The sequence below is a fragment of the Ruegeria sp. BF12 genome, from assembly GCF_056538705.1.
The window spans coordinates 1-21,838 of record NZ_JBQFTP010000008.1 but is presented as its reverse complement, the minus strand read 5'-3'; the positions used below and the strand labels follow the sequence as shown (position 1 = coordinate 21,838).

19 protein-coding genes are annotated in these 21,838 nt (G+C 56.8%); 3 read left to right on the top strand and 16 right to left on the bottom strand.

Annotation, left to right across the window (positions count from 1 at the left end):
• Window positions 1-132: 132 nt before the first annotated feature.
• Complete coding sequence (gene speB / locus ACR0J0_RS13580) at window positions 133-1,092, bottom strand: agmatinase (RefSeq protein WP_480664687.1); 960 nt, start codon at window positions 1,090-1,092, stop codon at window positions 133-135.
• A 178-nt stretch (window positions 1,093-1,270) separates the two neighbouring features.
• Between speB and ACR0J0_RS13575 the strand changes: the two genes are divergently transcribed.
• Both ACR0J0_RS13575 and ACR0J0_RS13570 read left to right on the top strand, forming a co-directional pair.
• A complete protein-coding gene (locus ACR0J0_RS13575; protein ID WP_480664686.1) occupies window positions 1,271-1,864 on the top strand; it encodes a TetR/AcrR family transcriptional regulator in 594 nt (197 codons plus the stop codon).
• Window positions 1,865-2,058: 194 nt separating this feature from the next.
• The gene (locus ACR0J0_RS13570) at window positions 2,059-3,519 is read left to right on the top strand and encodes a sulfatase family protein (RefSeq protein ID WP_480664685.1); all 1,461 of its coding nucleotides are present in this window, start codon (window positions 2,059-2,061) and stop codon (window positions 3,517-3,519) included.
• A gap of 9 nt (window positions 3,520-3,528) precedes the next feature.
• On the opposite strand, the gene ACR0J0_RS13565 is transcribed toward ACR0J0_RS13570, so the two are convergent.
• Entirely contained in the window at window positions 3,529-4,470 is a 942-nt protein-coding gene (locus tag ACR0J0_RS13565; RefSeq protein WP_480664684.1) for a LysR family transcriptional regulator, read from the bottom strand.
• A 110-nt stretch (window positions 4,471-4,580) separates the two neighbouring features.
• Between ACR0J0_RS13565 and ACR0J0_RS13560 the strand changes: the two genes are divergently transcribed.
• Window positions 4,581-4,703: a hypothetical protein gene (locus tag ACR0J0_RS13560; protein WP_480664683.1), complete on the top strand. Its 123-nt coding sequence runs from the start codon at window positions 4,581-4,583 to the stop codon at window positions 4,701-4,703.
• 367 nt (window positions 4,704-5,070) lie between these two features.
• Here ACR0J0_RS13560 and ACR0J0_RS13555 read toward each other — a convergent pair whose 3' ends face one another.
• From ACR0J0_RS13555 to ACR0J0_RS13490, 14 genes are all read right to left on the bottom strand, one after another.
• Window positions 5,071-5,844 (bottom strand): metallophosphoesterase, encoded by a 774-nt coding sequence (locus ACR0J0_RS13555; RefSeq protein ID WP_480664682.1) that lies wholly within the window; start codon window positions 5,842-5,844, stop codon window positions 5,071-5,073.
• Window positions 5,845-5,940: 96 nt separating this feature from the next.
• Complete coding sequence (locus ACR0J0_RS13550) at window positions 5,941-7,293, bottom strand: aminotransferase class III-fold pyridoxal phosphate-dependent enzyme (RefSeq protein ID WP_480664681.1); 1,353 nt, start codon at window positions 7,291-7,293, stop codon at window positions 5,941-5,943.
• A gap of 73 nt (window positions 7,294-7,366) precedes the next feature.
• Entirely contained in the window at window positions 7,367-8,152 is a 786-nt protein-coding gene (locus ACR0J0_RS13545) for an SDR family NAD(P)-dependent oxidoreductase (RefSeq protein ID WP_480664680.1), read from the bottom strand.
• Window positions 8,149-9,105, bottom strand: a complete 957-nt coding sequence (locus tag ACR0J0_RS13540; RefSeq protein ID WP_480664679.1) for a phosphotransferase enzyme family protein — start codon at window positions 9,103-9,105, stop codon at window positions 8,149-8,151. The genes ACR0J0_RS13545 and ACR0J0_RS13540 overlap by 4 nt, the downstream gene beginning before the upstream one ends.
• Window positions 9,102-10,391, bottom strand: a complete 1,290-nt coding sequence (locus tag ACR0J0_RS13535) for an aspartate aminotransferase family protein (RefSeq protein ID WP_480664678.1) — start codon at window positions 10,389-10,391, stop codon at window positions 9,102-9,104. Before ACR0J0_RS13535 ends, ACR0J0_RS13540 begins: the two co-directional genes overlap by 4 nt.
• Before the next feature lie 17 nt (window positions 10,392-10,408).
• Complete coding sequence (locus tag ACR0J0_RS13530; protein ID WP_480664677.1) at window positions 10,409-11,896, bottom strand: aldehyde dehydrogenase; 1,488 nt, start codon at window positions 11,894-11,896, stop codon at window positions 10,409-10,411.
• 4 nt (window positions 11,897-11,900) lie between these two features.
• Window positions 11,901-13,427: a tripartite tricarboxylate transporter permease gene (locus tag ACR0J0_RS13525; protein ID WP_480664676.1), complete on the bottom strand. Its 1,527-nt coding sequence runs from the start codon at window positions 13,425-13,427 to the stop codon at window positions 11,901-11,903.
• Between the two features lie 7 nt (window positions 13,428-13,434).
• Complete coding sequence (locus tag ACR0J0_RS13520) at window positions 13,435-13,974, bottom strand: tripartite tricarboxylate transporter TctB family protein (RefSeq protein ID WP_480664675.1); 540 nt, start codon at window positions 13,972-13,974, stop codon at window positions 13,435-13,437.
• Between the two features lie 86 nt (window positions 13,975-14,060).
• Window positions 14,061-14,993 carry a tripartite tricarboxylate transporter substrate-binding protein gene (locus tag ACR0J0_RS13515; protein ID WP_480664674.1) on the bottom strand — a complete coding sequence of 311 codons (933 nt, stop codon included), beginning with the start codon at window positions 14,991-14,993 and terminating at the stop codon, window positions 14,061-14,063.
• 39 nt (window positions 14,994-15,032) lie between these two features.
• Window positions 15,033-16,274, bottom strand: a complete 1,242-nt coding sequence (locus ACR0J0_RS13510) for a Tm-1-like ATP-binding domain-containing protein (protein WP_480664673.1) — start codon at window positions 16,272-16,274, stop codon at window positions 15,033-15,035.
• Between the two features lie 26 nt (window positions 16,275-16,300).
• A complete protein-coding gene (locus ACR0J0_RS13505; protein ID WP_480664672.1) occupies window positions 16,301-18,763 on the bottom strand; it encodes an FAD-dependent oxidoreductase in 2,463 nt (820 codons plus the stop codon).
• Between the two features lie 190 nt (window positions 18,764-18,953).
• Window positions 18,954-19,718, bottom strand: coding sequence for an IclR family transcriptional regulator (locus tag ACR0J0_RS13500; RefSeq protein ID WP_480664671.1), 765 nt, complete (start codon window positions 19,716-19,718; stop codon window positions 18,954-18,956).
• A gap of 406 nt (window positions 19,719-20,124) precedes the next feature.
• Window positions 20,125-20,367, bottom strand: coding sequence for an FAD-dependent monooxygenase (locus tag ACR0J0_RS13495; RefSeq protein ID WP_480664670.1), 243 nt, complete (start codon window positions 20,365-20,367; stop codon window positions 20,125-20,127).
• A gap of 373 nt (window positions 20,368-20,740) precedes the next feature.
• Window positions 20,741-21,691, bottom strand: a complete 951-nt coding sequence (locus ACR0J0_RS13490) for an MBL fold metallo-hydrolase (RefSeq protein WP_480664669.1) — start codon at window positions 21,689-21,691, stop codon at window positions 20,741-20,743.
• Between the last annotated feature and the right edge of the window lie 147 nt (window positions 21,692-21,838).

Sequence of the window (21,838 nt, the reverse complement as noted above, 5' to 3'; positions counted from 1 at the left end):
CTTTCGTTGACATCATAGACGAGGTCGATGCCCGTTTCGGCTTACAACTCTCCAACAGTCTTTCGTCGATATTGGTTCTCCTCCCAGAGAGTTGTTTGTGAAAGCGGTGCATTTGGCCCTCTGCTGGTTTGGTCAGGATGCCTGGCGTACACGCGCTGCCCGAAGACAGAGCATTTCGGCGCAGACCATCGCCGCCGCCAGCGCTGTGGTGTCGCTGACGTCGTGGGCGGGCAGGACCTCGACCAAATCGGATGCAACAAAATTGATGTCGGTAAGTTCTCGCAAGATCGCGAGGGCCTGACAGGAACTCAAGCCGCCGGGGACCGGCGTTCCGGTGCCCGGAGCGAAAGCGGGATCGAGGCAATCAATGTCAAAGGTCAGATACGATTTGCTATCGCCCACAACCTCGCGAACAATTTTAGCGATTTCACTTGCGCGACTGGCGTGCACCTTGTCTGCGCCGAGGATGGTCATACCGTAGTCACCTTCGTCTTCAAAGGTGGTGCGAATGCCGATCTGTACAGTTTTTTGGGGGTCAATCACTCCGTCTTCGATTGCGTAGCCGAACATCGCCCCATGGTCCTGCACGCGGTTGTCGGACGGTTCGACATCGCGATGCGCATCGAAGTGAACCAGGGCCAGAGGCCCATGGGCCGCAGCAACCGCCTTGAGAAGCGGGTACGAGCAATAGTGATCGCCACCGAGCGACAGCAGATAAGCTCCGCTTTCGACAATCGGGCGGACGTGGTCTTCAATCGTTGCGTCGATAGATGGTGCATTCGCGTAGTCGACTGGACAGTCGCCATAATCAATAGCGGCGAGGGTATCAAAGGGATCGAACCGCCAGGGCCAGATCGGGCCGGTCGCGAAATGGGCCGATGCCTTGCGAATAGCTGCTGGTCCGAACCGGGCGCCGGGCCGGTGCGATACTGCGCAATCAAACGGGATTCCGGTGACTGCCACGTCCACCCCGGAAAGATCGCGCGAGTACTTACGACGCATAAAACTCAGCGCGCCAGCAAAAGTGTTTTCGCTTTGGGTGCCCTTAAGTTCTGTGCGCAGGAATGCCTGATCCACTTCATCGCAGGACATGATGACCTCAAAATTGTTGCCTCGATAGTTGGGGGCGCTACGAGAATTATAAAAATGAGTAAATAATCATTTTTATGAGCTGCACTCTGCGACCTTGCTGGTTCCTCGTATTTGAAGTTGCTAAGTTGGTTGGGCGAACTCACGCGAATGCTGAAATTTTAGAAGAGAAAAGAGCGCGATGCGCAAAACACCGCTTCAACTACGCGCACAAGAAAAAGTGGAGGAAATCCTTACAGCGTCTCGACAAGTCCTTGTTGATCGTGGGTTCGAGAACTTTACGACAAACCACGTCGCGGATGCCGTCGGATGCCGGATCGGCACGGTTTATCGGTACTTTGCCCACAAGGATGACATCTTTCGACGCCTGTATGACGAGTGGCTCGCTGAAGAAAAACGCGTAAACATACAGGCATTGAATGAACTGACCGAACCAATGAACGCCGCGGACTTGGCGGCTTATCTGTTCCGTCGGCACATCGAAGAGCACACTGCCTTTGACCATTCATTGGCCGTCGAGTTGACCAAGGCGATGATGATGAATGATCGAATCCGTGAGGCGGACAAAAATTATGAGGCCGATATCGTAAACACGGTGCGTGACAACGTCCTAGCCTATTCGAGCCAACAGTTCTCTGCGATCCAGATCAAGTTTGCAATGCGCCTGGCCGTGTCGTTGCTGTTAATGGTGAGCATCGCCGAAGATGATGAACGCGGCCAGATCCAAGCTTTGGCGACTGAAACCCTACGTAATACGGTCAAAAGCTGGATGTGACGTTCATCCATTGGGCTTTTCGAAAAGTATCTCTTTGCAAGCGCTTTGTCTTCGGATCGAGCGAAAATTGCCAGTAGCAAAACCACGCGAACAACGACGTTGAATTCGGAAGCAGGTGTTTCCAAAAACGCAACAACTTCGGCAGATATTGAGGATATCTATCGACGCCAATACGGCAAAATTGGCGGGAAATCATGACACGTACAAACAACCTGATCTTATTTGTAACGGACAACCATGCGCGCAGTTTTCTTGGCGCCGCAGGCCATTCACATGTGCGGACTCCGAACCTTGATTGTCTGGCACGGCGCGGTGTCCTTTTCGAGAATGCCTATGCCGCCACGACATTGTGCTGCCCGGCACGCGCCGCGATTGCAACCGGGCGCTACCCGCATCAGACAGGGTATTGGGACAACGCAACGATGTACGACGGGGCGATAAAAACCTGGCATCATCGATTGCGGGATGAAGGTATTTCGGTCACCGCCATAGGGAAACTGCATTACCGCTCAGAAAAGGACGACAACGGATTCACCGAGGAAATTCACACGATGCACGTCGTTGGCGGCATTGGGTCTCCGCTGACGTTGCTGCGGGCGACCGAAGAAGGCGTGCCAAGCCGCTCGGGGCACAAGGCGATTTACGGCAACTCGGGCCCGGGCCAGACCGATTATCAGATCTACGACCGTCAGATCACTGAACGGGCGATTGAATGGTTGCACAAAAACGCCGATAACCCTGAGCCGTGGGCCTTGATCGTATCGTATCCCAGCCCGCACCCGCCGTTCCGAGCTGATCAGGAATTCTGGGATTTGTACCCACCCAAGGACATGCCTTTGCCGTCGACTTGGGATGCGCCTGATCGTTACGACCACCCGGCGATGGCCTATCTGGCGTGGATGAACCAACTGCCCGAAGGTATGGACGAAACCTTCATGCGACAGGCTTATGCGGGCTATTGTGCGCTAATCAGCCAAACCGACGCGGAGATCGGCAAGGTGATCGACAAGGCGAATGATCTGGGCCTTACCGACACGACATGGATGGCCTATACATCTGATCACGGCGAGGCAATCGGCGCCCACGGCATTTTGGGCAAAGCCAATCTACATGAGCATTCTACCGGTGTCCCCCTGATTATGGCGGGTCCTGGTTTGCCAGAGGCTAAGACGGTTTCTGATTGCGTCGGTCACGTGGACTTGTTTCCGACAATTCTGGATCTGTTCGACGTGTCCACATCACATGACCAAGGCCTTCCAGGCTGTTCGCTCTTGCAGGTGATCGACGGGCGGCAGGACCCGCGGCCAGGCTTTGTCGAATATCACGCCATGGGCAGCCTAAATTCCAGCTTTCTGATCAGAGATGGCAATTGGAAGCTGATTTACCACGTAAACATGCCCAATCAGCTGTTTGATCTGGCCTCTGATCCTGATGAGGCAAATGATTTGCTTGCCAATAAGAGCAGCCACCCGAAAGAGGCAGAGTTGGTCGCGCTGCTGCGCGAACGGATCGACCCCGAAGCTATGGACGCGCGCAGCAAAGCCGATCAGCTGGCCCGGATCGAAGCGTTGGGTGGCTATGATGTTGTAAGAGGCGCAGGGTCGATTGCGGCCTCGCCTGTCCCCGGCAAAGAGGTCAATCTGGAAAGTATCTGAGACTTTGGGTCAATCGGCATCCAGTACTTTGTTCAGGTTGTTGCGATAGGCCAGAACCTCGTGCCGGATTGCGTCCATGAAATGAGCAGCGGCCCCTTCGACTTTGCGGTCGAGGGGGATAACGAAACCGACTGGAACGCTATGCTGCGTTTTCAGGCGGCGCAAAACAAAACCTTGTTCTAACAACGATTTGGGGAAAATCCCATCGTTTATTGTTATGCTGCCAGCCGCCAACCCTATATAAATCGACACGTCAACTGTCCCGCTTTCCTGGCGGACATTTGGAACAAGCCCTGCTTCGTCAAACACCTTTGCAATACGTTGGCGCAAAATCGAACCCTCCTCGATTAACGACAGGGGCGCATCCGCCAGGGCTTGTACCGGTATTTCGCGGTCTCCTGACAAAGGATGATCGCGATGCAAAGTCACACACAGAGGAAAGTCTATGATCGGCTCTCCACGTACACCGGGATGGACGACAGGAACCGAGGTGAGGGCGACGTCGAACATGCGTGACGCTGCCCATCGTTTCAGGTTTTGGCGCGCTTCGACGCTGATGTTGATGCGCGTATCCGAGCCGGTTTCCCTATAATATCGTTGCACGGCAGCTGGCATGATTTGTTCCGCCAAGCGCGGGAAACTCAGGATACGGATCAACTGTTCCCTATTCGCGCCGTCGCGTATAGCGTCAGATATTCGGGGCAGTTCATCCATTACGTTCAGCGCGCGCATGGCCTCGGGCAGGAAAGTTTCCGCCGCCTCGGTCGGCATCAGCCGCTGCCGCTCACGGCGGAACAGCGTGAGTTCCAGATCGCGTTCCAATGCAGACAACATCCGACTGGCCGCAGACGGCGTCAGGTGCATCTGCTCGGCGACCTTAGCAATCGTGCCTGCGTGCATGACCTCGACGAATAGCTTGAGTGAAGGGATCTTGGGCATTCTTGCGGACATTCACGCTCTCCGGATGCGGCACAGATGTTATTACAAATGCGGAACTATGTAGCGGATATTTACCGGTATCAGCACGAACTTTTCTTTGCTAGGTTTCCGCGATTTACAGGTTGGCCCTGAGTGTGGTGGCCTCGGCCGCGCAGGTCGCAGATGTGGAATGGCGCGTTGCCAGCGCGCTATTGTCCGAAAGCGCCGAAACGCGGGTACACCAGTACATCGCCAATCAGGTTTAAAAGTATTCGAACGGCATGATGAAGGTTACGATTTTCCCGTCCGAGCGGCGGGGCAAAGGCAGTGCCGCGCTTGAACAGATTTAGTGCTGCACCATTCCAATCTGTGCTGAGGCTCGTCAATATCCGCAGAAATGTGTGCACAAAATTCAGCTGACATAAGTGTTTTTTCGACGACTGGCACTTTTGGGTAGATTTCGTGAAGAGTGTTTTGGTCAAGCGATGTGTCTGCAAGCCGGGGATGGGGCTGGGATCAGGGTTCTAGGGAACCCAACTCGGATCGTGCGCCGGTCTTGTTGGGTTTTGATGTCGACCACTCCGGGCGCCTCATAGGACAACGTGCCGAAACGAAACCAGCGCCTGACCTGCACTAAGTGGTCGATGCCACGCCAAACTTAGGGTCCAGCCGAACGCGACCTTGATCTGTCAATTCCCAACAGGTCCGTCCTTCGAACACAGCAGCGGTTATTGCACGCCCGACACCAGCGCCTGAATCAAGATTAATGCGGTTTCCCCAATGTTCCGCTTTTCGCACTGGTGTATGCCCATGCACCACCAACCATGGATGTTCGTTTGTCTCGTTCAGGAATTCGCCACGAATCCAGATCAGGTCATCTTTGCTTTGATCTTCCAATTGCACTCCGGGCCTGATCCCAGCGTGAACAAAAAGTAACTCGTCCCGCTGGTGGAAATAGGGACAGTTTCGCAGAAATTCGACGTGATTTGACGGGACCGCCGCGCGCGCGCGTTGATGTACTTGATAGAGCCGATCCCCATCGGACACTTCCACCCCGTAGGACCGAAGCGTTTCCATACCGCCGATCCGTTGGTCGAGCCAATGATACCCAACCAGAAACTGAGAGTCATGGCGGGGATAGTCTTCCATGAACATCGCAAACATCCGGTCGTGATTGCCCAACAGGGGAACCCAGTTTCGGCCCGTGGCAAGACCCTCGACCAGCAGGTCGATCACCTCGCGGCTATGCGCACCTCTATCAATGTAGTCGCCCAGAAACACGATCTGGGAATCTGGACCGCCATCTCGCTCTATTCGGGACAGCGCGGTTTCAAGCTGCCCCAGTTGTCCGTGAATATCACCAATGGCATAGATCGGAGCGGTCATACTGGGGTCCTTCTGTTTCATTCCTGATCTATTCCAAGCAAGCCGGTTCGGTCGACGATAAAGCGGCTCTCGCGGTCAAGCAGGCAATCGCCCCTGCATGACCCTGAAAGGCCACCCTTACAGCGACGCCAGACCAGTATCGAGCGCCGACAGGATCTTGGCGACGTCGTCGGATGTGATGATCAGCGGTGGCGACAAGATGATGTTGTTGCCTGATACCCGGACCATCACACCGTCCTCATAGGCCGCTTTCTGCACCTGCAACGGCAGATGCTTTGCGACCGGTGCCTTGGTTGACCGGTCCGAGACCAGTTCCAGCGCGCACATCAGGCCTTCGCCGCCGCGCACATCGCCGATTACATCATACTTGTCGGCCAACTTCTTTAATCCGGCAAACAGCTCATCCCCACGCGGGCTTGCATTTTCCCAAACCCGCAGACGATTGATTTCCGAAAGCGCGGCCAGCGCCGCTGCCGCCCCGACAGGGTGGCCTGAGTAGGTGTAACCCTGATCCACCGAGGCCTTGCCAGTGGTGTCGCTTTCGAACACCTCGGCGACTGAACCGGAAATCATCGTCGCGCCGAATGGGAAATAGCCGTTGGTTATGGCCTTGGCGGTGGTCATGATGTCGGGCTGCACGCCCCAATGCCGTGCGCCGCTTTCGCTGCCGGTGCGGCCAAATGCGGTTATGATTTCATCCGAGATCAGCAGGACACCGTGTTTCGAGCAGACCTCGCGCACCATTGGCATAAAGCTTTTGTGTGGCGGGATCACTCCACCTGCGCCCAGAACCGGTTCCATGATAAAGGCAGCTACGGTGTTCGCGCCCTGAAAGGCGATTTCGGCCTCCAGCGCTTTGACGCAAAGTTGCGCTAGGCGTTCGGGGTCGGTCTCGTCGAACGGGTTGCGATATGTCCAGGGCGCCGGGATGTGGAAGCAACCCGGCAGCATCGGTTCATAGGCAGCACGGAACTTTTGATTGCCATTGACCGAGGCGGCCGCGAAATGCGTGCCGTGATAGCCCTGTTTCAGACTGATGAACTTGGTACGCCCGGCCTCACCGCGCACCTTGTGATACTGCCGCGTCAGTTTCAGTGCGATTTCGACCGAGTCTGAACCGCCTGATGTAAAGAACGCGCGGGTCAACCCGTCGGGGGCGAAAAACTGAGCCAGCTCATAAGAGAGCTCGATGGCCTTGTCGTTACTGGTGCCGCGGAACGTTGAATAATAGGGCAGGGCGTTCAACTGTTCGGAGATGGCCTGCTTTACCGGGTCGCAGGAATAGCCCAGATTGACGTTCCACAGACCGCCTACAGCGTCGATGGCCTTATGCCCGTCAATATCGACGATACTTACCCCTTCACCGCCGGTCAGAATGGTGGGCGGGTTCTTCTGGCTGTCGCCAGGATGTGCCATCGGATGCCAGAAATGCCGGGCGTTGTTTTCTTTCAAGAAATTGGAGTCTTTCATTTCATGGTTCTCCGTAGATTGCCTGTCGGCATCGAAACTTTTGGTCGTCTTTGGCTCAAACAGAGCCGGGTTATCAAAATGCCAGCGTTGGGACGTCGACTATGGTTGCACCGCCGTCCACGGTCAGGGTTGCGCCGGTAATCATGGACGCATCGCCCGAGCACAGGAACGCCACGGCGGCAGCGACTTCATCGCCAGTGGCGGGACGCCCCATAGGCACATCGCGCGTCACAAGGGCATAGGCCTCTTCGATCGAAGTCAGGTTCTTTCGTTCGACCAGCTCCGCCATTTCAGCATCGGCCATCTCTGTACGCACCCACCCCGGGCAGATGGCGTTACAGCGAACGCCCTTTGGGCCGAAGTCGCGGGCAATTGATCGGGTCAAGCCCAGTAGCCCATGCTTCATAGTGACGTATCCGCACGCCTCGGGACCGGCAGCCAAGGCGGCAATTGATGCCATCATCAGTAAGTTGCCTCGCCGTTCGATCAGCGCAGGCATCGCGGATCGTGCGGCCACCATGGCTGTGTTCAGGTTGGCCTGCACGGCCTTGGCCCAATCGTCATCCGTGATGTCCGACAATGTGCCAAACCCAAAGCCACCAGCGTTGCAGACCATCATGTCAAGGCCGCCGAACTTGTCCTGTGCAGTGGCGACGAGGTGATCCATGTGTTCCGCAGACGATGCATCCCCGGCAATCGCGATACCATCACAGCGGGTGGCCACGGCTTCGATAGGTTCGACCCGCCGTCCGGTCAGGATGACATTGCCGCCTTCCTCGGCAATGCGACAGGCCGTTGCCGCACCGATACCCGTTCCGGCACCGGTTATGATTGCGGTTTTTCCGTCAAATCGTTTCATGATGAATCCTCCCGACCCGCCAGATAGGCCTGCGCCAGTTTGCGGGTGTTGTGCTTGAACCTTTCGTTGCGGATTTCTGATCCTTCTTCTTCCATCCGGGTGATGACCCAGCCCACATAGGTTGCGGATCTGAGCAGTAGGAACAGGTCCAGCGCCGTGGTGTCGATGTCGCGCACAGATCTGTACCCCTCGATCAAGGCGGCGCGCAGCTCGGGATAATCGGGCTCATCGATGTTCTTGAGCAGGGTCGTGGCGAGGTCGAACAGTCGGAATCCATAGCCGCTGTCGTCGAAGTCGATCAGTTGCAACTTGTCACCGTCAACCAACACATTTTCACGGACCAGATCGGCGTGGATGAGGCCATAGTCCAAATTCGGTTCAAGGCGTTGCAATTCCTGAACCGCAACATTCCGGACCTTCAGGAACAAGGTTCGGATTTCGTCAGAGAGGGTAGGGTTATCCCAGAAACGATCCCAGACAGGTTTCTCACCGACAAGTCCGGCGCGGTCCCAAGCGCAGCGGGTAAAGCCTTCGGGTGGAGTCCAGGCGTCGGTCAGCACATGCATCCGTGCCATTTCTCGCCCTATACCGCGGAACAATCCGGCGCGGTCGTCAAGCTCCAGAGTGGTCCCTGACTTTCCGACTGGGGCACCAGACAACCAGGTCAGAACGTCGATCTGAATCCCGTCCAGCACATGCAGGAACTTTCCCGAAGCCGAAGCGATCGGGGCAGGGACATAAAGCCCACCTTTCGCCAGTGCGGCCATCAATTCCAGTTCCGACCATAGCTCGGCATCGGTGCGATATCCCGGCCGATGCAGGCGGAGGGCATACACCTGGCCCTGATGATCTACCCTGAACACCCGGTTTTCGCGCTCTGCGACCAGTTGGCAATCTGAGCCTCCGAACCCCCAGAGCGACAGTGCCTTTTTGATCGTCTCTGCAACGGTCATAGCGATGTTTCCGCCAATACTTCATCAAGCGTGTCGAACAACAGATCGGCATTTTCCGTGGAAAATGGCATCGGCGGGCGGATCTTGAGCGTGTTCTTGTGCCGCCCCAGTTTGGAATGAATGATGCCCCGCTGGCGCATTTCGTTGATCACGCGGTCGGTGAATTCGCTGGCAGGTTCCTTGGTGTCCCGGTCAGTCACCATTTCAGCCCCAAAGATCAAGCCCGACCCGCGCACATCGCCGATGAAGTCGTACTTCTGCTCCAATGCCTCCAACCGCGCGCGGGCATGGTCACCCACGTATTTGGCGTTTGCCAGCAGTTGCTTGTCTTCGATTTCTTCCAGCACGGCCATGGCCGCTGCGCAGGAGACCGGGTTGCCGCCGAAGGTGTTGAAATAGCGGTACCCTTTGCGGAAGGTCGCCAGAATTTCAGACCGAGTCACCACGGCCCCCACCGGATGGCCATTGGCCATGGGCTTGCCCAGCGTCATCACATCGGGCACGATGCCCATCTTCTGATGCGCCCACATATGGGTGCCGGTGCGGCCAAAGCCGGATTGCACCTCATCACAAATCAGCAAGCCTCCGGCCTTGCGCACCACATCCGCCGCCGGTTTCAGCCAGCCATCAGGATTGTCCGGGAAGCCTTCATTCAGGAAATAGGGGCAGAGCACCAAGGCGGCAAACCCAACGCCGGATTTCTCATGTTCGGCGATCTGCTCGGCTACAGCGTCAGCGAATTTGGTGCCGTCGGGGTCGGGGTTGCGATAGCTGTCGGGCGCTTTGACAAAGCGGAAATACTGACCCAGGCCAAAACCCACGGTCGGCACGTTCGATTTGCTCAACTGACTGACCAGTGAGGTGTTGCCGTGATAGGTCGCATCGGTGGCGATGACGCCCCGCTTACCGGTCATGCCCTCGGCCATGCGCAGGGCAATGTCGTTGGCTTCGGACCCGGTGCAAGTCATGATCGCGGTGTCCAGCGACGCGTCCATGGTGCCGGTCAGCTTCTCGACATAGTCCAGAATACCGTCATGCAAATAGCGGGTATGGGTGTTGAGGGTCGATGCCTGACGGCAGATCGCATCAACCACACGCGGATTGCAGTGCCCGACATGCGGCACGTTGTTGTAGCAATCCAGATATCTACGCCCATCCGCATCCCACAGCCAGACACCCTCGGCCCTCACGACATGAACGGGTTCGTCATAAAAGGTCGAGACATTGGGACCCAACAGCTTGTTGCGCCGTTCAATCAGCTCTGCAGATTTGGGAGAGAGTGCCATCGCAGTCATTCCAGAAGTTAAAGTTGAATCCAGGCGGATTTCAGGTCGAAGTATTTTTCCATCGCGTGCAGCGATTTGTCGTGGCCATTGCCAGACTGGCGCACACCCCCGAGCGGCACGGTCAGATCAGAACCGCCATAGGTGTTCACATGCACGATCCCGGCGCGGATGCGATCGACCATGCGGTGGGCGCGGCTGAGGTCGGCTGTCCAGACGCCTGACGACAGGCCATAGACCGTGGAATTGGCCAGCGCGACCGCTTCGTCTTCGTCCCTGAACGTGGTGACTGACAGCACCGGCCCGAACACTTCGTTCTGAAACAGATCGCTGCCCGGTTTGACCCCGGCCATAATCGTGGGCTGCATGTAGTACCCACCGGTTTCTTTAAGGATACGCTGGCCCCCCGAGCGGCATTCCGCGCCTTCGGCTTCGGCTCGGTTTACAAAGGCCAGGTTGGCCTCGAGCTCTGACATTGAATGCACAGCACCAATCTGGCTGTTCAGATCCAGGGGGTCGCCGACGCGGTAAGCCTGCGCGTGGCGTGCCATTTCCGCAATGAAGTCCTCGGCAGTGTCTTCCTGCACCAGCAGGCGTGAGCCGGCGATGCAGACCTGACCTGAATTGCGAAAAATCCCAGCCGCTGACACTTTTGCGGCTTCGGCTAGGTCTTTGGCGTCGTTGAACACGATGTTGGGAGATTTGCCGCCCAATTCCAGGTAGCAGCGTTTCAGGTTCGACCGGGCCGAATACTCCAGCAACCGGCGCCCTGTGGCACCGGACCCGGTGAAGACCATGATGTCCACATCCAGGCTCAGTGCCAAAGCCTCGCCCACGACGCTGCCTTTGCCGGTCACAACGTTGAAGACGCCGTCGGGCAAACCAGCCTCTGACGCCAGTTCGGCGATTTTCAACAGCGACAGCGAGGCGCTTTCTGCCGGTTTAAGCACGATGGAATTACCTGCAGCCAGAGCCGGAGCAATCTTCCAACTGCCGATCATCAGCGGGAAATTCCAGGGAACAATCGCGCCGACGACTCCGACTGGCGCGTGATGTACGAGGCCCAGAATGTTGTGCGCGGTCGGAGCGATCTGGCCATAGACCTTATCGATTGCCTCGCCGTAATACCGAAAGGTTTGGGCCGCAGACAGGGCTTCGGCCTTCAGGGCCATGTTGATCTCGGTCCCGTTGTCGCGAACCCCCAAAACCGTGATGTCGAGCGCCCGTTCTTCGATCAGATCGGCCAGACGCAACAGCACTTTCTTTCGTGCCGCCGGGGCCATGCGGGACCAGCGACCGTCCTCGAACGCCACCCGGGCCGAAGCCACGGCTCGGTTCATGTCTTCTGTCTCGCCTTCGGCAATCCGGGTTATGACCTGACCGTTTATCGGGGACAGAACGTCCAGCGTTTTGCCCGAGGCTGACGGAACGATCTGTCCATCAACAAAATTTCCTTGCAAGGGAATGTCGGCATATCTCAGCCCGTCGATTTTTTCCTGGTTCAACATGTTGTTATCCCTGCTGGCTTGAATGTTCGGTATCCGGTCCGAGCGGCTCGGGTTTGGTCTTGGCCCTGTGCTCTTTGATCAGGGTGCGGACGTGTAGGATCAGGATGCCGATGATCATGATGAATATGATCGCGGCAATCGGACGGCTGATGAAATCGATCGGAGTTTTGACCGCCGCCATGGCGCTGCGCAGCTTGACCTCCATGATGCCGCCCAGAACCATGCCCAGAATGATCGGGACGATCGGCAAGTTCAGCCGTTTGAGGATCAAACCAAACACACCGAACCCCGCTGCAACGGCACAGTCGGTGATGGAGTTGCGCAGGGAATATACGCCGATGAAGGACAGAGTCAGGATCATGATGCCCAGAAACCGGGTCGGGATCTGGATGATCTTCAACAACAGATTGGTCGAAAACAGCAGGAACACCAGAACAATCACGTTCAGCAGGATCAGCGCCACATAAAGCGCCATGACAAAGTCCAGCTGGTTTTCGAACAGCTGTGGGCCGGGGATCACGTTGTGGACATAAAACACCGACAGCATCATCGCTGTCAGCGCTTCGCCCGGGATGCCAAGGGCCAACAGCGGAATCATCGCCGCACCCGGGACTGCGTTGTTTGCGGCCTCGGATGCGACAAGACCTTCGGGAGAGCCGTTGCCGAAGGATTCCGGGTCTTTCGACGTTTTTTGCGCGTAGGTGTAAGAGAGGAATTGCGCGGTGAATTCACCGACGCCGGGGATCATACCCATCAAGACGCCTAAGGAGGAGGAGACGCCTGCGATGCGTTTGATCCCCAGCAACTCTTTCAAGCCGGAAAACATGTTGCCTTCGACATGCGTGTCACTGGGTGCGTGATCCTTGTCTATCAGCAGCAAGAAGGCCTGACTGATCGCGAACAAGCCCAGCACCACAACGATCAGATCGAATCCCGACGTCAGCCAGCTTTGCTCGAACGTGAAGCGGCGCGTATATTTGACGGGCTCAAGACCGACAGTATTCAGAAAGATACCGAAACAGGCGAGCATACCGGCGGCAAAGGTCTGACCGCGATGCGCCACAACAACCAGCAGGATACCCATGAATGCGGCCAGAAAAATCTCTCGGCTGCCGAAATGCGGTGCGATCAGGGCCAGAAGGGGTGACAGCACGATTAGGCAGATGACCGAGAAGATGCCGCCGAAAAATGATGCTGAATAGGCCAGTGACAATGCCCGGTGGCCCTGACCGCGTTTGGTCATGGGATAACCGTCATAAGTTGTCAGCGCATTCACTGGCGTACCGGGCGTATTAATCAGAATCGCAGGGATGGCACCGCCGTACATGGACGAGCCGTAAATTCCCAACAGAAGGGTCAGACCAACGATCGGCTCGAATGCGAAGGTTGCGGGCAACAGAATGGCAATGGCAACAGCAGGGCCGACGCCGGGCAGTGCACCGATGATGACACCGCCGATGGAACCTATGATCAGGGCGATCATTACGTCCCATTGTGCAAGAAGCGAAATACCGGAAAGAAGAGTGTCCATGTCAGCCTCAGAGATAGGTCAACGCGAAGGCTCGGAGCGCATCGGGAAGGTGATTGTAGATTTGTCCGGCGGGGATTTTGACCTGCAGAAAGCCACGGAAAATTATCGCGACGCTGAACGCGAAAAGAACGACCAGCCCCAATGCCTGTTTGCTGCGGAACCCGGCCCGTAGCGACAGAAAAAGAGCGAAAACCAGTGTTGAGGGGAGGTAACCACACAGCGGCACCAGAACCACATAGATCAGGAAGTACAGCACATATTCCAGCGAGCGAAGCCAGAACACGACCTCGCGCCAACGGCCGGGAATGCGCGGAGAGACGAACGAGCCCAATGCATGAAAGGCGCCAAATAAAACCATCCCACACACCGCAACGGTCGGCCAAAGCGACGGCTGCGCAAACCATTTCGTGCGTTTGACCCACTGGGTTTGCTCGCCCAGTTGGCTGAACAGGAAGAGGGCAAACAGCAGGAACACAACAGCAAAGACTTTGTCCCCGGGGCGCCGGTATCTTTGAAACAGTTCCTGGAAAAACTTGATGCGTGTCACGACTGGTCCTCTTCCCTGATCTGAAGCGAGCTGGTTTAACGTTCTGGAAGCGTGTGAGGGGTTTGCCACCCCTCACACCTTGGCCGTTACTCCAGCAGTTCAGTGATTACGCCGTTGACCTCGATGTCAGACTCGATCTGAGAATTCGATTCAGCAGCGTCTTTCCAATAGATCAGCACGCCGGTTTCCTGCGCCAGAGTCTTGGCGGCGTCACTGTCCAGCGCCGCAGTAGCGGCTGCTTCGATCTTGGCTTTCACATCATCCGGCGTACCCTTGGGCACAAACAGACCATTCCACAGCGACAGGGGCAGTTCGGGAACGATCTCACCCACGGTCCGTGCATCCGGTGTCAGCGGCGTACGCTCTTCGCCGATGGTTGCGAGGATCGTCAGATCGTCGATGCAGGGCAACAGAGTCTGGATCGTGGCATTGACGATATCCACATCGCCCGAGGCCAGAACGTTGCAGTCCAGCAGATCGAACGCTGCCTCGGAGCCGAAGTCCCATCCGGTTTTTTGCGCTGCGGCGAATGTTACCTGTGTCGGTGCAAGGAACGAGCCGTAGTGACCAAGCGAAACATCGTTCTCTTTGCCATAGTCAGCCAGTTCTTCCCAGTTGCTATAGGGTTGGCTTTTCAGGGTGGCGATCACGAACGGGTAGGTCATAAAGATGCCGACCGGATCAAACGGGTTCGGGCTCAATTCCGGAATGCCGATTTCCGGCCCAACGACCGGCACATCGATCACGAACGAGCCGATCGTGTAGCCGTCCGCTGGTGCGCCTGCCACCTCGACAGCCCCCGGGAACGGGCCTCCGCCACCGCCGGGCTTGTTTACCACGGCTGCCGGAACACCGTACATTTCTTGAAACTTGTCAGCGATGATGCGGGTTAGAACGTCTTCCAAATCACCCGGTGGGAACGGCACGACAAAGGAAACCGGCTTTTCAGGGTATTCGGCGAGAGCCGCTGTTGCGCTAAGTATGGTGGCCGCACAAGCCATTTTGAAAACGTTCGTCATAATGTCCTCCCTAGTGACGAAAATTGTTGCGTAGTTTGGTCAGTTGATGCCTGCGGGGACTTTTCCGTCGGCAACCCATTGGTCGAAAATCTCCAGCGCTGCGGCACTGAATTCGGGGTCGTTGATGTGCGCGTCCAATTCTGTGACCTGAACCGAGGGTGCGACTGTGGCGCTGAGTTCCCCGATGAATGCCGCCAGCCCCTCAGCGTCGTGACAATCGCCACCCGGGCGATCCCATTCCTCGATCCCCTCGCGCGGGATGATCAGATGCGTCGGCGCTTTGCTTTCCCCGAGACGTTTGTTCATTTCCCGGGCAATCTCACACCGTTCGTCGGCGTTATAGTAGGTGTTCTTGACCAGCTTGTTGTGGGTGTGGATTGGACGGTCCTTGAACTGTTCCGGGATGTCCTGCCAACCGGCAAAATCAATCAGGTCCATGCATCCCGGAGCCACAATTTGCGGGATACCCGCACGCCCTGCTGCGCGGTGCCGGTCCTTGCCCGCGTTTACGACAGAGCCAGCCATCAGGTTGCCCAGTTCACAGCCGGCAAAGTCCATCAAGCAGACGAACCCATTCTGGCTTGCGATTTGTTCAAAAGCCATGCCGCCCATGCCCATAGCGTGGAACACCGCCACTTCATAACCGCGTTCTTCAAGTGCCGGTTTGAGGGTTTTGACGTATTTCAGGCAGGACGTGCCAAGCGATGTCATCCCCACCACGGGGCGACCACTGACAGCGGGTTCTGCGGCGCGGGCTGCACCCAGGACAGCACCAGCTGCCTGCGCCAGCGAGGATTTGCAGATCGCGTTCAATCCATAAAGCCCTCCGGCCCACAGGATCATCTGAATGTCGGGCGACAGGCGTTCTGCCGGGATCAAAGCCGAAAAGGATACAGTCGATACCACGTATTTTGGCACGCCGATCGGCAGGGCCTGACAGACATCCAAGGCTAAATCTGTACCCATTGTGCCGCCCAAAATAATCACACCGTCAATCCGGCTTTCTTCGTGCATCTGGCGGGCCAATACACAGGCACCGGCGGACATAATTTGCATGGCCACATGTTCGCTGCCGCTGTCGACTGCTGCCTGAATGGAACTGCCGCCAGCTTTGGCCACGTCATGTTTCGAATAGTCGGTCGGTTTGGCGGGATCGCCCAGCACACTGACATCCAGTGTTGTCACACTACCGCCCAATGCGCGGATCTTGCTGGCCATGAATTCCAGCTCGTCATTTTTTGTGTCGTAGGTACCGATGACCAGAATGGTCTTGTCCACCATGAAATCCTCCCTTTGCCTTGGCTTCCTTAACCGCGCATTATCTCGCCTTTGGGATCGTAGAACGGAGCCAGCTGTACCTTCAGCGGGTACATTTTTCCGGCGATCTGCACGTCAAAGCCGCCTTCGTCGATCCAGGCTTTTGAAACTCCTTCGTCGCGGTGCAGGCTTGCCAAACCGACCATCGCCTCAAGCCGGAACCCCCAATCGCCGGACGTCACATGCCCCACGATGTGGCCGTCTTTCCAGACCGGCTCGTTGTGGATCAGGTAAGGCCCGGATTTGGCATCCACGCCCTGGACAATACACGACACGGTTCGGGAACCGGTAGCCGCGCCGCCTGCCTTTTGCTCGGCCAGAACGGCCTGGCCGAGGAAGTCGTCTTCCTTGTCCAGGGCCACGGCAAAGCCAAGCCCGGTCTCGTAAGGTGTATCATCTTCTGCGATGTCGTGGCCAAAGTGTCGGAAGCCCTTTTCCAAGCGGCACGCATTCATCGCAAACATACCCATATGGCGCAGGCCGCGTGGTTCTCCTGCCTCCATTAGCGCCTCATAAACGCCAGCCACGAATTCGGTGGGCATCATCAGCTCATACCCGAGCTCACCCAGGAACGAACGACGGATGGCCCAACCGCGGGCATAGGCCATGTCGATCTCGCGAGCTGCGCCGAAGGGGAAAGCCTCATTTGACAGGTCGTCGCCTGAAATGGCCGCCAGAATCTCACGGGACTTGGGGCCGTGGATCGTGATCAAGCCATAGGCCGAGGTCGCGTCGAATACCTCGAAACGCCAGTCCGGATCGGCATGGTCCTTGACCCAGCCTTGATCGCGCATCTGGCTGGGGTGGCCGGTGATGACCATGAAGCAATCATGCGCGGTGCGGGTCACGGTAACATCCGCTTCGATCCCGCCGCGTGCGTTCAGGAACTGAGTGTAGACCGAAGTGCCAACCTCGACATCCATCTGTGCGCCGCAGACCTTGTTCAGCGCCTTGACCGCATCCGGGCCCTGAACTTGTATCTTTGAATACATCGACTGGTCGATCAGAACTGCGTCATCTCGGGCGGCTAGGCATTCGGTCTGCACATGGCCAGACCAGTCTTTCCACCATAGGTTTGGTTCTTCGTTCCAACCCTTCTGTTGCGGGTCGTAATACATCGGCATTTCCCACCCGATCCGTTCGGCAAAGGTCGCGCCCGCTTCCTTGAGGCGGTCATGCAGGGGAACGCGGCGTACGCCACGGGCCGAGTGGATTTGTCGGCCGACCCAGCTGACTCCGTAGTGGAAACCCACGGATTCTGCGCTGCGGTCGTGGTTGTATTTGGTGTTGCGCTGGAACGGGTGCGCCCGGCGGGCCAGCATCGGACCCATCCCGCGCGACGGAGCCCCTTGAGTCATCCATTCCGCCATTGTCAGGCCAACACCGCCCGAGTTCAGGATGCCGTTCGAGTTCATGCCCGTGGCTACAAACAAGCCTTTAATCTCGCTTGTCGGGCCCAAATAGGGGCGGCCATCCGGAGTGAAGCTCTCGGGCCCGTTAAAGAAAGTCTGAATGCCCATCTCACCCAAGGCGGGCATACGTTCGAACATCTTTTCGAGGTTCGGTTCGACATGTTCCATGTCAAAGGGCAGTTCGTCGAACTCGAAATCTTCGGGGATACCGTCCTTGCCATAAGGCTTGCCGTGCTTTTCAAACGAGCCGATCAGCAGCTTGCCGGTATCTTCTTTCCAGTAGGTCCTTTCCTCGGCGATGTTGAGGATCGGCTGTGTCTTTGGAAGACCGTCGACTGGTTCGGTGACGATGTAGAAATGCTCGGTCGCGTGCAGCGGCACCGTGACGCCGTGCGCTTTGGCGAACAGGTGGCTCCACATGCCGCCTGCCAGCAGCACTTTGTTCGTGGCGATCACACCTTTATCCGTCTCGACTCCGGTAATCTTGCCATCACGAATAATCAGCTGATTGACCTTGGTGTCCTCGAACACTTGCGCCCCCAAGGCGCGGGCCCCTTTGCTGAGCGCCACCGATACGTCCAAAGGGTTCACCTGACCGTTTGACGGCACGAAAAAGGCCGATTTCACGTCATCCGCTTCGATCCAGGGCCACTTTTCTTTCAGTTCTTCCGGCGACAGGAGGAAAGTCTCGATCCCCATCCGAACCGCGTGATCATGACTGCGCAGCAGCTGTTCATGCCGCACATCGCCAATCGCAAGGTTAATCGTGCCGTTCGGTTTGTATCCAGTGGCTTGCCCGGTTTCCTCTTCCAGACTGCGAAACAGGCGTGCTGTATATTTGCCCAGCTCTGTCTGCGCGGTGCTGTCACGAAGTTGCCCTACGATCCCCGCTGCATGCCAGGTCGTGCCGCTTGCGATTTTCCGACGCTCGACCAGAACGGCTGGCACGCCACGCTTTGCCAGGTGATACAGAGTCGACACGCCGATAATTCCGCCGCCGACAATCACAACAGGTGCCTGTTCGGGAAGAGAGTGGGCCATCACATCAACCTTTCAGCCCGCGTTGCAGGCAATCCGCAGGTTTTCAACTGGTTGCAAATCAGGCCTTTTGGAGTGCGGACCTCATTCGCGCGAACCCGTATTTTTTGACAGAGTAAAAGGGTAGCGCAAAGAAAAAAGCACCACCAGTGCGATTATCGCACCGTATCAAAAAAAGACGCCAAAGGACAACTTATCCCGCGCCTGTTTGCCGCGCAGAACCGGTCAGCGCGGTCTCAAGTTGTTCGACTGCTGTTTTCAACAGCTTAGCCAATTCGTCACAACGCGCGTCGTCCATATTCAGGTCCGGAACGGCAATTGCTATGGTGCCTGCCGGGTCTTTGCCATCGGTGAAGAAAGGCATCGCCACGCTTGCCACACCCAATTCGACTGTGTTGCGAGTCGTGGAATATCCGCGGTCACGATTCTGAGCTATGAGCTTGAGGAGCTCATCGACCTCGGTCACGGTAAATTTAGTTAGTTTTTCACGATTTTGCGCCAATAATCGCTCTCGGGTTTCGTCGGAACAGAATGACAAAAAAGCGAGCCCAGAAGACGAAGAATGGTACGGATAAGTATCTGCGGGGCGGAGGTTTATGACGTTCCCCCGAGGAGGCAGAGTGAAGGACACGGTCGACATACCGGTGGCTCCGGGGATGCCAACATGAACGGTTTCATTTGCCTGCGCCGACAACCACTGCGAAACGACCTGTGTGGCTTTGATCATCGGAACTGTGGCTTCTCGCAATCGTGCCAATGACAGAAAGGCGTGTCCAAGCCGATACTTTCGGTTCTCTGGATTTTGTTCGATGAACTCATGTTTGGTGAGTGAAATCAGCAACCTGCGAACCACGGCTTTGTCTTCGCCGGTGGCGCGCGCAAATTCGTTCAATCCGATTTCCAGATTTTCCAGCGAGAACTGACGCAATAGGCTCATGGCTTTGTCGACTGTTTTCATGATGGCCTTGTTCTTTCGATTAACGTCCAAAAATGGTCTGAAAAAGGTTTTTGGCCCTTTCCAGTTGTCAACCTGGCACGAGATTGGCACTGCCGCCAACACACAAGGCACCAAGGGTGCGAAAAACGCACCTACTTTCTGCCGTCAGCGGGTCTGTAGGTTTGATGCAGCGGTACATGCACCTGTGGTGCTAAGTTGTCGAAAAAAGTTTTCTTGCCGATACCGGCAAGGTGTCGTTTCTTGTTCTCTAGGCCGCCTTCATTTGCCATTTTTGTATGTTGACGCAGCAAGCCGGCGCTATTGTTTCCTGCCCTCAGTATTCACTACTTCGAGGCTACAAGCGCTTGTTAGAGAGTCTCATGGTGAACAATGTGATTGGCCAGCACGAGGATAAGACGTCCTGGACTCACAAGGGGCCGCGCAAACGCATGGCGTTCCGTCTGTTTGAGGGTGGCATCCCAAAAATTTGCTCGTCGTCGTCAGTGTCAAGAAGGGGCTCAGGCACCTTTCCCAAAATGACGAGGCCAAGCTTCCAACGGCGGTTGTCGGCATCCTGAAACCCGGAATTCGCACCGCGTGCCCCAAATGGCGATATCCGGTGCGCAGCATCACCAGCAAAGACCTCGCGCCTGTGGCGGAAATTGGTCATGCGGCGACACCGGAAGGTGTAGATCGGCGACCAGACCATTTCATATCCACATTCTCGCCCAGCGTTGCATACAGATGTCTGCGTATTTTTCCTCCTCCAGCTCTTCATTGCGGTGCAAATCCCAGCCGGTCTGGAGGTCTAAATGCCACATGTCGTCAGTTTTCTTGTGCAGCAGTTTTGACGCGCCGGATTGCCCTGCCGGCCAAATCCAGCGCAATGGCCAAACCGATGGCCCCCGCCTACAATGATGACCGGGGGACGCACCGCGTCTGATGCGTTTTGATCGGCAGCCTTAAAACTTGAAGGCGAGGGGATTTCGGTCCCGGAGCAGCGGAATACCGACCTTGCCGAGTTTGGGCGAGAAGGGTGGGGATCAGCCTTGCAGCTGTTCCCACATTTCCAGATCCCGTTTGTCGGTCCAGATGCGTGGATGGGTGATCCCACGGGCTTCGTCATAGGCACGGCTGACGTTGAACGGCAGGCAGTGCTCATAGATCGCGTAGTCCTTGAACTTGGGGTCGCAGGAGTTTCGTACCGCGTCCCAGGCGTCCTTGAGCGATCCGCCCTTCATTGCAACACGCTTGGCCGGGCCGTATGTCGAGTTTACGAAGTCGCGAGTGCTTTCAATGGCGCGCTCGACTGCGTCCTTTCCGACCAGCGCCGCGCCGCGGCCCGGAGCGATGGCGTCCACGTCATAGGCTTTGATCGCGTCCAGCGTTCCGCCCCAGTCCTCGAAATGGCCGTCGCCGCAATAGCACGCCGAATGGTCCTCGACGATGTCCCCGGTGAACATCACATTTTGATCCGGCACATGGATCACCGCGTCGCCAGCCGTATGGGCGCGGCCGATCTGCTTGATGTCCACGCGGCGGTTGCCGAGATACACCGTCATGCTATCGCTGAAAGTGGTGGTAGGCCAGGTCAGGCCTGGGATGCTTTCGTGGCCTTCAAACAAGCGCGGGAAACGCTGGAATTCGCTGTCCCAATCCTCCTGCCCACGCTCCACGACCATCGAGCGGGCCACATCGGACATGATCACCTGCTGGGCGTTGAAGGCGCTGGCGCCCAGCACACGAACGGCATGGTAGTGGGTCAGGACCACATGGCTAATCGGTTTGTCGGTCACCGATTGGACGCACTCGATCACTTTGTTGGCCAGGCGCGGGGTCGCCTGTGCCTCGACAATCATGACGCTGTCGTCGCCAATGATGACGCCAGAGTTCGGATCGCCCTCGGCGGTAAAGGCGTAAAGCCCCTCGCCGATCTCATCAAACGTGATTTTCTTTTCTGTCAGGTCGCCTTGGGATGCGAATGCCTTTGCCATGGGTGTCCTCCGGTGCCCTTGCGGGTGATTTTAATTTTCAGTTGCGTTTGAACGGATTTTCGATCGGTGGTTGGACGGTTCCGATGCAGTCGCCGAAGCCGATGGTATAGCCGTCTCCCTTTGCGCTGCCGCGCAGTGTCAGCGTGT